The 13272-nt window shown below is 39.8% G+C and carries 11 protein-coding genes; 1 reads left to right on the top strand and 10 read right to left on the bottom strand.

Annotation, left to right across the window (positions count from 1 at the left end):
* The first annotated feature begins 59 nt into the window (after positions 1–59).
* Entirely contained in the window at positions 60–1145 is a 1086-nt protein-coding gene (wecA, locus tag VEJY3_RS01210) for a UDP-N-acetylglucosamine--undecaprenyl-phosphate N-acetylglucosaminephosphotransferase (protein ID WP_041170193.1), read from the top strand.
* Between the two features lie 119 nt (positions 1146–1264).
* On the opposite strand, the gene manA is transcribed toward wecA, so the two are convergent.
* The 10 genes from manA to VEJY3_RS01160 all read right to left on the bottom strand — a co-directional run bounded on the left by manA (position 1265) and on the right by VEJY3_RS01160 (position 13265).
* The gene (gene manA, locus VEJY3_RS01205) at positions 1265–2482 is read right to left on the bottom strand and encodes a mannose-6-phosphate isomerase, class I (RefSeq protein ID WP_014230641.1); all 1218 of its coding nucleotides are present in this window, start codon (positions 2480–2482) and stop codon (positions 1265–1267) included.
* Positions 2483–2538: 56 nt separating this feature from the next.
* The gene (locus VEJY3_RS01200; protein ID WP_014230640.1) at positions 2539–3957 is read right to left on the bottom strand and encodes a phosphomannomutase; all 1419 of its coding nucleotides are present in this window, start codon (positions 3955–3957) and stop codon (positions 2539–2541) included.
* Positions 3958–3986: 29 nt separating this feature from the next.
* Complete coding sequence (locus tag VEJY3_RS01195; protein WP_041170192.1) at positions 3987–5408, bottom strand: mannose-1-phosphate guanylyltransferase/mannose-6-phosphate isomerase; 1422 nt, start codon at positions 5406–5408, stop codon at positions 3987–3989.
* 118 nt (positions 5409–5526) lie between these two features.
* Positions 5527–6636 (bottom strand): glycosyltransferase family 4 protein, encoded by a 1110-nt coding sequence (locus VEJY3_RS01190; protein ID WP_041170191.1) that lies wholly within the window; start codon positions 6634–6636, stop codon positions 5527–5529.
* Positions 6637–6761: 125 nt separating this feature from the next.
* Positions 6762–7865 carry a glycosyltransferase gene (locus tag VEJY3_RS01185; RefSeq protein ID WP_014230637.1) on the bottom strand — a complete coding sequence of 368 codons (1104 nt, stop codon included), beginning with the start codon at positions 7863–7865 and terminating at the stop codon, positions 6762–6764.
* Entirely contained in the window at positions 7862–8716 is an 855-nt protein-coding gene (locus VEJY3_RS01180; RefSeq protein WP_014230636.1) for a glycosyltransferase family 2 protein, read from the bottom strand. The genes VEJY3_RS01185 and VEJY3_RS01180 overlap by 4 nt, the downstream gene beginning before the upstream one ends.
* Complete coding sequence (locus VEJY3_RS01175; RefSeq protein ID WP_014230635.1) at positions 8716–9741, bottom strand: EpsG family protein; 1026 nt, start codon at positions 9739–9741, stop codon at positions 8716–8718. Before VEJY3_RS01175 ends, VEJY3_RS01180 begins: the two co-directional genes overlap by 1 nt.
* Before the next feature lie 76 nt (positions 9742–9817).
* A complete protein-coding gene (locus VEJY3_RS01170) occupies positions 9818–10774 on the bottom strand; it encodes a glycosyltransferase family 2 protein (RefSeq protein WP_014230634.1) in 957 nt (318 codons plus the stop codon).
* Positions 10774–11904: a glycosyltransferase family 4 protein gene (locus VEJY3_RS01165; protein ID WP_014230633.1), complete on the bottom strand. Its 1131-nt coding sequence runs from the start codon at positions 11902–11904 to the stop codon at positions 10774–10776. The genes VEJY3_RS01170 and VEJY3_RS01165 overlap by 1 nt, the downstream gene beginning before the upstream one ends.
* Positions 11901–13265, bottom strand: coding sequence for a group 1 glycosyl transferase (locus VEJY3_RS01160; protein ID WP_014230632.1), 1365 nt, complete (start codon positions 13263–13265; stop codon positions 11901–11903). The genes VEJY3_RS01165 and VEJY3_RS01160 overlap by 4 nt, the downstream gene beginning before the upstream one ends.
* Between the last annotated feature and the right edge of the window lie 7 nt (positions 13266–13272).

Raw genomic sequence — 13272 nt, 5'->3', positions numbered from 1 at the left:
GTTTGAAGTAAAATCACACAATTAGATAAAAAAATTATTAAACACACGTTGGCTAAATCATGTTTTTAGAATTGAGTAGTATCTTTATTTCTTCATGTGTAACTCTCTTCTTAATGCGAAAACTTGCAAAAAGGATAGGTTTGGTAGACAAACCAAACAAAAGAAAGCTTCACAATGGTGCCATCCCTTTGGTTGGTGGTATTTCAATTTGTTTCGTTCTAGCGCAATATTTAGCGTTCAGGCCAGAAGCAATAGAACATAGCTGGCTTTACCTAGCGTGTATTGCTGTGCTGACGTTGATTGGCGCAATAGACGATAAAGTAGACTTAAACTTTAAAGCTCGAATGGGCGTTCAGGCGATCCTATCCCTTATTATGATGGAAACGTATGGCACTGAGCTGCACAGCTTGGGCAATATGTTTGGCTTTGGTGACATCTCTCTAGGCATTATAAGCCCTGTTATTACCGTGCTAGCCGTTATTGGTGCAATTAACGCCTTTAATATGGTGGATGGTATCGATGGTTTACTTGGTGGGCTATCTATTGTTTCTTTAGGTTCAATAGCCCTGCTATTACATGCAGACAGCCACTATACATTAGCTTATTTCTGCGTTGTTATCATTGTCGCAATGTTGCCTTATATTATGATGAATCTCGGTCTTTTAGGCCGTAAACGCAAAGTATTTATGGGTGATGCAGGAAGTATGCTAATTGGCTTCACCGTAATTTGGTTACTTCTGTCCGCAAGTCAAACCCGTTCAGAGCCGTTTATCCGTCCAGTTACTGCTTTATGGCTCATCGGCTTACCACTTATGGATATGGTTGCCATTATGGTTCGCCGTATTCGCCGCGGAGATTCGCCATTTAAACCTGACCGAGAGCACCTTCACCATATATTCCAACGTATTGGATTTACCTCACACCAGACTCTATTTGCGATCTGTTTACTGGCCTCTGTTTTTGCCTTGTTTGGTATTTATGGGGAGTTTATGAACATTAGCGAGCCAGTTATGTTCTATTCCTTTATTGTGGTATTTGCTATTTACTTCTCTACCCTAGCTTACATTTGGCGTATTACGAGTTGGGTACGCCGTATATTTGGTAAAGAAAAACTAGAAGTAGCTCAAGATGTAAAAGCGCAATAGCCTGCGCTTCTTTTAAGCTGATGTTGTTTTATGATGGTGCCGACTGCTAACAAATGCAGTCGTCACCATTTGTGTAAGCATTGCCTAATAAAGGAAGTTGGAACAGATTCAGTTCAGGTCTAATTGTACACTCGAGCAATACGTCCTTCAGAGCAAAGAGTGAATTCTTTAGCATAAGCCGGGATAAATACCGACTCACCCTTTTTCAATAGAATAAACTCACCTGACGGATGATAAACTTCTACATCACTATCAATAGCAAAAACTATTTCAGCGCTGTGAACCTTAACCACCTCATTTTCTGCTTTAAGAAAGCAGTCAAACTCAAAATCAGGAACAGGGATTTCGTAACTTTGCTTATTGCCTTGCAGGCTTGGTTGTACAAGTAACATGTCTTTAGGTTTTTCTTCAAACAACGTACAACTTGCTAACTCTTCAACGTCAATATGTTTAGATGTAAGACCTGCTCGTAATACATTGTCAGAATTCGCCATCACTTCTAACCCCGTACCTTTCAAATAAGCGTGTGGTGTTCTGGCATCAAGATACATCGTCTCACCAGGTTGCAGAGTGAGGACATTCAGAATCAATGGAGCGAACAATCCGACATCTCCGGGATAAGTTTTCGCCAGTTCAAGTATCAACGCGAATTCATCACCGTCCGAACCGTTTTCGAAGCACTCATAAGCGAACGTCAACAGGCCATCGACAGCTTGTAGCTTATCACTACCACTCAGAGATAATATTCCGACAAAAAACACCTCTAACCCGTTTGATGTTAAATCTTTTTCAAACTGTTCAACTAACGCCTGAACTTTCGGAATAGATATATGCTCCGTAATGCGAGAGAACAGTGAAACAATTTCATTAAAGCTTCTAAAGCCATTCATCGCTTGATAAGGTGTTAGAGCAAAGACTAATTCGGGCTTATGGTTAGCATCACGATAATTTCTTTGTGGGTGCTTACAGTCAATACCCAAACCGTTTTCCTTTGCAAACCCCAACTCAGCTTCTTCTTTACTTGGATGAACCTGAATAGACAACGCATTATCAGCAGCAAGGACTTTAAACAGGTATGGTAATTCACCAAACTGTTCAGCGGTAATCTCTGATAAAAAACCAGATTTATCCGATTCTATAAGCGTTGAAAGTAGATGCATTTCTCCATCTAGCTCTACTTTAGAACACCCGTTCGGATGTGCACCCATCCATAATTCAGCTTGAGGTTCCAGATTAATGTTCTCGATTCCAAATAATTCCTGAATAGCAGTTTTACTACCCCATGCATAATTCTGAATCGTATTATCTAGTTTAAATAAATTCTTTTTCATAACCATATAAACAAAAAAGCTTAATTTACAAACACTAAATTAATCTTTAAGTTATTGAATGTTTACAGTTTCTGCACTTTATCAAGCACCTGCCTAACGATTTGCTGAGCTTGCTCAAAGGAGCTCGCTTCAGCATAACAACGTAGCTCTGGCGCATTTCCGGAAGGACGCAAATGGAAAATCGTTTGATTAGATAAAGCCAGCCTTAATCCGTCGGTAACATCGACACTTTCAACGTTGGCATCATCAAAGCCAACTTGAGCAATCAGATTTTCAGGATTGGACTTACCCATACCCATGATTGATAAGCTTTTTTCGGTAGCAAAGTTCTGAATTCTGTCACTGTGGGTGTAGCGGGCTGGTAACGCATCCACCAAGGCAGTAATACCCGAATTCTTAGCCGCAGAAAGCAACATGATAAAAGGCAATACTGCGTCACGGGTTGGCAGAGCTTTAAGCATTTTGCCATTAATTTCGACATCTGAGCCCAGCAAATATCCGCCATTGGCCTCAAAGCCTGAAATTGCCTGATACTGTTTAGCCAGCTCAGCAAATTCAGCAATAACGTAGGGTGAACCAATTTTGGTACGGGAAACTTTTGTAAACTGTGGAATGGTTTCGATAACAGTATTACAACTGACAGGGACAGCAAGCGCTTGCATTTGCATTGCCTGAGCACACAATACACCGAGAATATCACCCCGCAACCACTCTCCATTTTCATCGGCTACTAACGGGCGATCACCATCTCCATCAGTAGAGAATATAGCGTCAAGCTGATACTGTTTCGACCATTTTCTAGCTTTGGCTTTATCGTCTTCTGACACGGCTTCCGTATCAATCGGGACAAACTCATCACTACGTTCAAGGGAGATAACCTCTGCGCCAAGTGCAGAAAAGAGTTGACCATAAATATAACGCCCAGCACTGGAGTGTTCATATATACCAATACGTTTACCCGTTAACAAATTACTCTCAAACAAACTAGTATAACGCTCTACATACTGCTGAGCAGCCTTAGGATTGACTGCAAGCTCAGGCAACACAGCAACCGGTGCAAATTCAACACTGGCACTTAATATTGCCTGCTCATCGGCTTTGGTGATTTCACCGTCTGGCCGATAGAATTTAAGGCCGTTACGATCAAAAGGAATATGGCTGCCCGTTACCATAATACAAGGGATGTTGTCCTGCATTGCAGAGTAAGCCAGAGCTGGTGTTGGTATAACACCATAATAAACCGCTTCCAAGTCGGAGTCGTGAATAGCCTGAATACAAGCCTGAGCCATTACAGGACTACTTGGTCGATTATCTATAGCAATAGCTACTCTTTTAAACTCAAATTTGTCTGTAATGCTACTGATAAATGCATGAGTAAATGCAGCACATGCATTTGAACTAAACTGGATTACCAACCCACGAGCACCACTGGTGCCAAATTGAATACCTGAATGTTGTATTTCTTTAGTAGCGTTTAACATTTTAAATAAAGCCTTTTTAATTTGAAACCTTAGTATCCTTCGCCAGTGGAGTCTATACGTACTATATCGTCTTCCCCTAAATATCCACCAGTCCTGACCTCAATAACTTCTAGTGGTATTTTCCCCGGATTTTCGAAACAGTGTTTAACACCGACAGGGATATAAATAGATTCATTTTCGCTAACAATATGGGCTTCATTACCTTTATAGATTCTTGCAGTGCCTGATACCACAATCCAGTGCTCAGAACGATGGTAGTGCACCTGCATTGCAGTTTTCTCACCAGGCTTAACAGATACTTTTTTAACGTGATAACGAGAGCCTTCAGCAATATGATCATGCTTACCCCACGGGCGGTAAACTTCACGATGGTTTAAGAATTCGGGTCTATCCTGCTGCTTAAGATTATTAACAATGTTCTTAACGTCTTGCACTTTGTCACGATGTGCCACCAATAGTGCATCTTTAGTATCTACGATAACCAGATCGTCTACACCAACTGTTGCCACTAGGCGCTCTGGTGCGGTCACATAGCAATTATGCGTATCATCTGCGATTACATCACCACGGATGACATTACCTTGTTTATCTTTATCACTCACTTCCCACAAGGAAGACCAGGCACCTACGTCACTCCATCCGGCATCCATTGGCACTACGACTGCATCATCAGTTTTTTCCATTACAGCATAATCAATAGAGTCGTCCGGACACCTTAAGAAGGCTTGTTCCTCAATACGGATAAACTCAAGATCTTCTTTAGCATCCTCAATAGCAGCTTTACAGGCCGACAAAATCTCCGGTTGATACTTTTCTAGTTCGTCTAAATACCGGGATGCCTTAAATAAGAACATGCCACTATTCCAGTAATATTTTTGTGATGCCAGATATTCCTCGGCTGTAATTAGATCCGGCTTTTCGACGAAGGAATCCACGACAAAAGCGCCAGCAATATTTTCATCCATGGCATCACCACGTCGAATATAGCCATAACCTGTTTCAGGTCCAGTAGGAACAATACCGAAAGTAACTAACTTCCCACTTTCAGCGTAGAATTGAGCAGATTCCACAGAACTGGTAAATGCCTCAACATTTTTAATCAGATGATCAGCAGCCAAAACCAGTAGCAGTGGGTCGTTCCCATCCATCCGAGATTTCAGGGCAGCTAAAGCAATTGCAGGTGCGGTATTACGCCCAACTGGCTCTAATATGATTCCACTATGAGAAATTTTTGCCTGCCTCAACTGTTCTGCAACTAAAAAGCGATGTTCTTCATTACAAATCAGGGAAGGTGGCAAATACTCAATATTACTTAGACGAGTGATGGTGTCCTGCAGCATCGTTGTGTCTCCGGAAAGAGAAAGAAACTGCTTCGGAAAGTGAGTGCGCGACATAGGCCAAAGTCGGCTACCAGAGCCGCCAGCCATAATAACAGGAAGAATTGTAGTCATAATAAAGTATCTAATCGTTAAAAATTGATTTGTTTAGTATCTGGTACTGCATAGCCATAGTATCCATCGACGCTCTTGCTCGGTGTTAATAAACCCACCTTTTATTGCAAATAACACATCAAATATCCAAGCAAGCTAAGTAATGATCAATAACAATTTTTTCTGTGAACTCGTGTTCGACTCTTTTTCTCGCTTCCATACACTTAAACGCCAACTCTTCACGAGAAGTAGCCAAAACTAGCATCATTGTTTCAGCCAAGCTATCAGCACTTTTCACCTGACAAAGCCAACCTGTTCTACCGTTTACAATAGACTGGCGGCATCCAGGTACATCTGTCACGATAGCAGGGCGTCCGATTGCTGCCGCTTCTAAAACTGTTTTTGGCATCCCCTCCCGGTAAGATGGGAGTACAAAAACACAACTATTCACAAGCCAAGGCTTAATATCTGCTTGCTCTCCAACCCACTCAACTACTTGCTCACGTTGCCACTGTTCAATTTCACTATCAGTAATTGCTGTTTTGTTGCTAACACCTGAAGGGCCAACCAAGATAAAATGCACATCAGGGTAAAGTTGTTTAACTTTGCGGGCTGCTGCAACGTATTCGCGAATGCCTTTATCTGCAATGAGTCTTGCAACCATCGTAAAGGTGAAAGGCCCTTTTTCAGGGAGATGATGAAAGTTAAAGTGCTCCACATCTACGCCTGAACCAGGCAATATCGTTGATTTATCGGCAATAGCCAAACCATCACTAACAAATAAATTATGATCTTCTTGATTTTGAAAAAAAACGGTTTTCCCACCATTATTTACAAAACCATATAGTTTTTTAACTAACTTAAAAATCAATTTATCATGTAAAAAAACGGTTCCTAGCCCAGAAACGTTATTCGCATAAGGGATCGATAAGAATCGACAAAGTAACCCAAAATACAAATTCATCTTAATTGTAAAATTATATACAAAGAATGGCTTTAACCTAAGCAATATTCTAAAAATATAAAATAAAGACTGTATTTCATAAATAGGATTAGTACTTTTCCCAATCATTGGAATTGCTATAAAAGAAGCACCTAAATCCTCAAGCTTCTCCGAATACGAATCTTTGGGAGCTGCACACACTACTCTAACCCCTTTTTGGATAAGGGCTATAATTGTATTTTTTCGGAAGTTATAGAGATACCATGATGTATTCGATGTCAAAAGAACACATTTACTGTCGCTCATAAAAAGCCCTGCTTGATACTAATGTCAAAAGAAAGCAATAAATACCTTTAAAAAGATACTAGTCAGATTTTACCACACTATATGGTTTGTAATTATTAAGCCAAATAACACTCAACGTTTAAAGACTAATCAAAAGTCTCTGTGCGGGATGAATAAAGTTGTAGCCATTTATGCATAGATGCATCTAAAGAAAAGGAGCTAACAATTCTTTCTCGTGCTTTTACCCCCATAAAATGGCGTTCGTCTTCATTAAGTAAAAGTGCATTTCCCAAAGCATCTGCGAGTAGCTCAGAATTTCCAGGAGGAACCAAAAAGCCTGCATCTTCAACCACTTCCTTGACTCCACCACAGTCTGTTGCTACAACTATCCGTTCACATGCCATAGCTTCAGCCACCACCAAGCCAAATCCCTCCCAAGCAGAAGACAATACGAAAATATCAGCTGCCGACATCAATCTAGAAATATCCTGTCTGATACCCAAAAAACGTACCTTATCTTCAATACCTAACAAACAGAGTTGATTCTCAAGTTCAGCTTGCAATGAACCATAACCAGCAATTACAACCTGAAAATTGTCTTTTTTTTCTACTAAGTTCTTCACTGCTGCAAAAAGATTAGGGTAATCTTTTTGTTCACTCAAACTACCCACCGCTAATATCAATTCTTGTTCTTCACTAATCCCAAGTTCACTTCGAATCTCACAGCGAGCACGTTTAGAAAATACAAAATTCGATGTAGATATACCATTATGCAAAGCAAGCATTCGTCCTGATTTTACTGCCTTTTTTTCGACGAAAGCCTCAACGGCTTCTCCACTAACATTGGTTGATATATCTGTTAGAAAATCGGTAAACCGATAGGCCAACATTCTTAATTGGCTTCCCTCATTTACGTTATGAACAGTACTTATAACTTTAGGTATTGGGGTAGTTAAACGTAGCAGACGGCAAAGAATATTAGAATGCACCATATGGCTATGGACCACATCTGGGCAAAAAGTTGTAACCAACATACGAAGCTGATAGTAAGCTTTTATCATATCCCAAGCTGATTGCACATTAAGTCCGACTAACTGAATAGTTTCATTCGATGGCTTAATTAATGCTTCTCCAGTTAAATAAACGATGACTACCTCATGTCCATTAGCAGCAAAAGAATCAGCCAAACTAGTAACAACTTTCTCTGCACCACCTACACCAAGGCCAGAGATAACATATAATATCTTCACTTTTTAACTATCCCTGTTTTAAATCTATCATTTAGACAAAGTAATAATCCAAAAGGGAGGTAAATAATCGGAGGTCTATATGATGTTTTTATCATAGGATTCTTCAACCTAAATCGCCACCAATTGATCGCAGCTCTACTCCTTAAGAGAATACGATCTAATAACTCATACTGCTTTTCATAAACATAAAGAGTTGAGTTAATACACCGAAGTCGGTTCCGCACACTCATATCGCTGAGTCCACCAGGCTGATATTCACAAATATAACCTGGATAATTGATAAATTTAGTATTTCCGAATTTTCCTAGCCAAAGAAAAAGTGGTGATTCGGCCATAAAATTTTCACCCGGATATTCAGGAAAAGAGAACCCTGTTAAAGCTGACTTGCGAAAAACATCTCCTTTATCACCTTTAATATTGGCATAAAGCCTATCCAAATAAGTACTAAGTCCATCCGTAAAGCAATCACCAATAACATTTCCTTTTTCATTTTTTCTCAACATGGATAGTGAATGAAAACTTTCAGGCATTACTTTTACATGATTATTAACTTCCTCTATGCAATCATTTTGTAACCAATCATCACTATCAACGACAAATATCCACTCTCTTTCTGCGACGTTAAAACCCAAATTCAAGGCTGTGTGCTTTCCACCGTTCTTCTTTTTCATATAACGCACAATAAAAGGAGCTTCGATACAATAACCTTCTACCAATTGCTCAGTATGATCACTGGAGCCATCATCAATCACTAGCCACTCAAAATCATAACTAGATTGTTCCATGAGTGACTGAAATAACCTTGGTAGTGTTTTTTCCCGGTTATAAGTAGGTGTAAGAATAGTAATCATTAAAATAAGGCCTTTGAGTAGGTCAGCATCAGCAGGGGATAGCTTGAAATACAGATAACTACAAAATACTGTTGCACTTTATTCAAGCATTTCGATTGTCCATTAAAATACAGCATATAGGGCATCATAAACCAAGCAAAAGAAGCAATTCGATCAGAAAATGGAATAAAACAAAGAAGGAAATAGGCACAGGCCAACAAGCAATATATTTTGATAACATCCAAATTTTCATTATCATGAAAACGTTTTTTAAGATAGATCAAAACACCTAATGGCGCTAATGTAAAAAGAGCAAAATCTAACCTGAAGCCTGATTTATAATTCAAACTCTGGAAATGGTCGCCAGAAGTAAAAGTGTCATCAAAATACTCATTGAAACCAAGACTATCTACAATACTCTGAGGGAGTATTCCATTTACAACACTGTCAACCAAACCACTCGCTGCCAGTAAAACGCAAAAAGCCAGAGCACCAACCGGCCATGACAACGGCCTATTTTTTAGCCATAGCTTCCAGACTACATAGGCAAACACCGCAATCCAGAAGGAGGAATGAAACAATGTAGCTACTATTAAAAGCGTAATGCCCTTTATTATTTTTGGGCATTCTTTATCAATAAGACAAACGAACCCCCAGAGCATAAAACCAAAACCGATACCTTGCTTAAAACCACTCCCCAAATAATTGAGATAGAAAGGATACAATAGATAAAGCATTATCAATACAGCCGAGTTGACTTTATCAAAACGTTCGCGAAAAGCTAAATACAGAGGGATAATACAAAAGGCATAAATAACTGAAAAGAAAAAGATGGAATTTACACTAATGACAGCGACCAACCAGTTCAGAAACTTAAACGCTAGCGGTGCCTCATACTCAAGCAAACCATCAAAGCTAAGCTCAGCAATATATTCTAACCCCCGCATATAACGCCACGGATCACCAACTGGCTCACGAAAAGCCAGCAAAACCCAGAGCCAGATTACGGCCAATGCTGCATAAAGAATTAGAACAGCCCCTGACATACTGTTGTCTTTTTTCGTATAAAACACCAAAAAAACAATGCAAGCTGTAGAATAAAATACGAAATTAAAGAACATATCAAGCCAATGTGCTCTGAAGTCTTTTTACAGGGAGAGGAACTTCATCTCCCTTGAGGTTTGTACTAAGCGGTGCCATCTTCGCCGCTTTTCTACCCGCATTCAATCCTCTAATTACCGCAAAGAATGGTAGTAGACTTTTATCCAAACGACTGTAAGATACACCAAGCATCAGTGCTCTAAGAATTGCTGTTGGCCAATAGATAGGTCTCAAGTGACGGAAAATCAAAATTGCTCGGTTATGACCTAAACCATACATATATTTAGGCCAATTTTTAAGTACCCGGCAACCTCCCATAGGAGCGGCTAAATGAGTCAAATGCGCAGAAGGTTCAAACCACGCCTTATAGCCTGCCTTTTCAAGTCTCAGAGCTAGTTCAGACTCTTCATATAGTGCAGCACCAACTGCTAATATTTCATCGACCCCCCCTATATCAACCAAAGCAGATTTTTGGATAGAAAAATTTCCTCCAGGAGCATGACAACACCAACCCGATTTTTTTGACGAATAATTTCTTATCGCTGTTGCAGTCCATTTATTAAATGAACCTGGCGGTGCAGAAGTGAGATTGTCTCCCTTTTTCTCGGTAATCCCGCCTGCAATTAAAACCGCCCCCCTTTCGACATGAGCCTTGTAATGGTTCTTTACTAAAGTATTCTCACAACGTATATCATCATCAATATATAAGAGAATATCCTTTTGGGCTTGCTTTAATCCAAAATTACGAGCTTGAGGCAACCCCTTGAAATTTCCTTTGAAGTAACGACATAAGATATTTGCATTAGCCATTAAAGCCAGTGCTTTGTCATTAATTTCATCTGACTGATCAACCACAATAATCTCAAAATCATCAAATTCTTGCTTTAAGATATCCGAGATAGTATCCAGCAGCACTTCTGCACGATTGATCGTTGGGATAATTACCGATACACCCTGAGGTCTATTTGAGTTAGTCATTACTTGCTTTCCAATATTGCTATTAGTTTGTTTGTATAGTGTTGCCAAGTGCATTCACTTTGTGCTCGTTCTTGTCCTTTTTTACCTTCGTCAACAAAAACTTCAGGAGTAGTAACAAGCCTCTCAAAATAAGCTTTTAAAGCGGTATGATCATCTTGCTCAATTACCCAGCCTCCACGATCTGTTTTAATTGCGTCAGGGATACCGCCCGCGCGGGTGCCAACAACTGGCAATCCAGCAGACTGAGCCTCCAGAAATACCATACCAAACCCCTCTACACCTCGTTGGCGTTTATCTTCCCGAGTACAAAGCACAAAGAGATCTGCCGCTTTATATAGTATTGGTAATGATTCATCAGCAACAAAACCTAACCAGGAGATACAATCGTCCAAGCCTAGCTCAGTAGCACTTTGTTTAAGTATATCCAGATATCGACCTTTACCAGCAATCACATAATGTAGTTTCTTTCTTTGCTCTGCAGGGAGATTAGCCAATGCTTTCAGTACTACATCATGTCCCTTATATTCATCAATTCGGGAAACACTTAGCAGAATTTTTTTTTCTTCTGGTAGTCCTATATGTTGTCGGGCCTCGGACTGCGTCAGAGTAATCTGAAAACGCTCGTAATCCACTCCTGGATTAACAACTACAGTTGTCGCATCAGGAACCTGTAGCCGAACAAGTTGTTCCGTATAACGGCTGTTACAAATTACATTGTGCGCAGACGATATCACTTTTGTTCTCAACCAACCTTTAATCCGGTAACCTACTCCCTCTGGATAGGGCATAACTTCATTGCCATGAGCTAATACATATAGATTACGGCGCCCTAGGAGCCAGGCCAAAGTTGCTTCGGGGTTCCAAACTGTGGCAATAATTGGGGTGTTTCTAGGTCGTTTTAATAGATAGTGTAGTAACGCCAACTCGCGCCAAAGTTTTTTTCTTGGTAACTCAACAGTTGGGAGCTTTGGTCTGGTCAGGCCTTGTTTAATATGGCTACCATCCAAGGTACAAACTTCGATTTGTCGCCCTTTTTTAGACAACTCGTCGGCGAAAGCCGCAGCCAAACGACCAATGCCTCCATCGTTGGGCGGGTAATCGTAGCTTAACAGGGTGATTTTATCGTTCACGCATTATCCTTACTACTTAACTCATCAAATAATCTTGCAAAGGCATCAACCTGTGAACTGGCTAAATAGCGTTTACGATAATCATTTTCTATTGCATTGTGTTCAATATTTTCTAACCAGAATCTCAAGTGGTTAGCATCTTGCTCTATACTTTCACGTTCAAGGAAGAAACCAAGTCCTGCACGAGATAATTCTTTTTTAGCTTCGCTGCAATATGGCACATCAGCGACCACCGGCACCCCAAGTGCTATATAATCAACCATCTTTGCAAAGTTATTCCACCATTGGCGATTACTGCCCATAGCTAAAATACAAGCTTTGGACGATTTTAATATTATATAAAGTTCGTTTTGTGGTAAGTGATCAATAAAGTTAACAGGTACTGACCAATTTTTAATGTTTGATGTAATTTTTTCAACTATAGGCCGATTAATTTCCTCCCTACCGATAAACGTTAATTGAACGTTACAATCGATATAGAGCTCTTGGATAACATTAAAAACATAATCGCTCTGTTCCTTCATTACTTCACCTGCGAAAATAATATGGTTAGAGTACTCAACTATGTTTTTTTTTGGCTCAGGAAGATAAGCATCATCAACTCCAGTTGGTATAAATGCAAATTTATTATTATCAAGGCCATAAAGATCTGAATAAATTGAATTATACGTCTCCGCAAGACCGCTAACTTTATCAGCCTTAGCGATTGTTTTACTCAACAAACGATCTTGAATTTTAGAACCTAAATAGTTATTTACACCATGTTTATTCCCATAACCGCAAGGATCGCGAAAATCAGCCAACCACTTAAGGTTAAAATTTTCTTTTAAACGAGCTGCCATCCCCAAGTGACTGTATGGATTTGCGGTGGTATACATCAGCTTAATATCATACTCTTTGACTAATGCTTCTGCTGTTTTTTTTGATGCTAACGACCAAGTCCAGTGTGCATCTGGAATATTATAAAGAAATTGGGTAAGCGTTGAATAAATTGATGATAGCGCCTTCCTAATAGGATTTATTTTTTCTGACATACCAGCAATAGAGAGCTCTGATCTATGCGCCGAAGTACTTTTTGTATTTTTAAAAGTACGATCACGTCCTCCTAGTGCCATCCTCAATCCGCGCATACTGGGCTCGATATACCGAGTACGAACGATTTCAACACAGTCTGGCAACTCTTTTAGCAGATCTGAATTCTCGTTGTAAAGGTAATTAATATCTGTCGTCAGTACTATTGGCCTATAGCCATGCTCAGGAAGATATTTTACCAATTTGTGAACCCGGAACATGGCTGCATGGGTCTGTGGCGCGAAATAAGGGGTAATAATTAATACAGGCGTTAATTGACATTCGTTCACGAAAGTA

The organism is Vibrio sp. EJY3 (assembly GCF_000241385.1).
Taxonomy (GTDB): Bacteria; Pseudomonadota; Gammaproteobacteria; order Enterobacterales; family Vibrionaceae; genus Vibrio; species Vibrio natriegens.
The sequence above is the reverse complement of the archived record's forward strand: the minus strand, read 5'-3'. Positions and strand labels throughout refer to the sequence as shown.

Coding starts and splice junctions, on each gene's coding strand:
- wecA (WP_041170193.1), top strand. CDS start 60: ATGTTTTTAGAATTGAGTAGTATCTTTATTTCTTCATGTGTAACTCTC.
- VEJY3_RS01190 (WP_041170191.1), bottom strand. CDS start 6,636: ATGAGCGACAGTAAATGTGTTCTTTTGACATCGAATACATCATGGTAT.
- VEJY3_RS01170 (WP_014230634.1), bottom strand. CDS start 10,774: ATGACTAACTCAAATAGACCTCAGGGTGTATCGGTAATTATCCCAACG.
- manA (WP_014230641.1), bottom strand. CDS start 2,482: ATGGTTATGAAAAAGAATTTATTTAAACTAGATAATACGATTCAGAAT.
- VEJY3_RS01195 (WP_041170192.1), bottom strand. CDS start 5,408: ATGACTACAATTCTTCCTGTTATTATGGCTGGCGGCTCTGGTAGCCGA.
- VEJY3_RS01200 (WP_014230640.1), bottom strand. CDS start 3,957: ATGTTAAACGCTACTAAAGAAATACAACATTCAGGTATTCAATTTGGC.
- VEJY3_RS01180 (WP_014230636.1), bottom strand. CDS start 8,716: ATGATTACTATTCTTACACCTACTTATAACCGGGAAAAAACACTACCA.
- VEJY3_RS01175 (WP_014230635.1), bottom strand. CDS start 9,741: ATGTCAGGGGCTGTTCTAATTCTTTATGCAGCATTGGCCGTAATCTGG.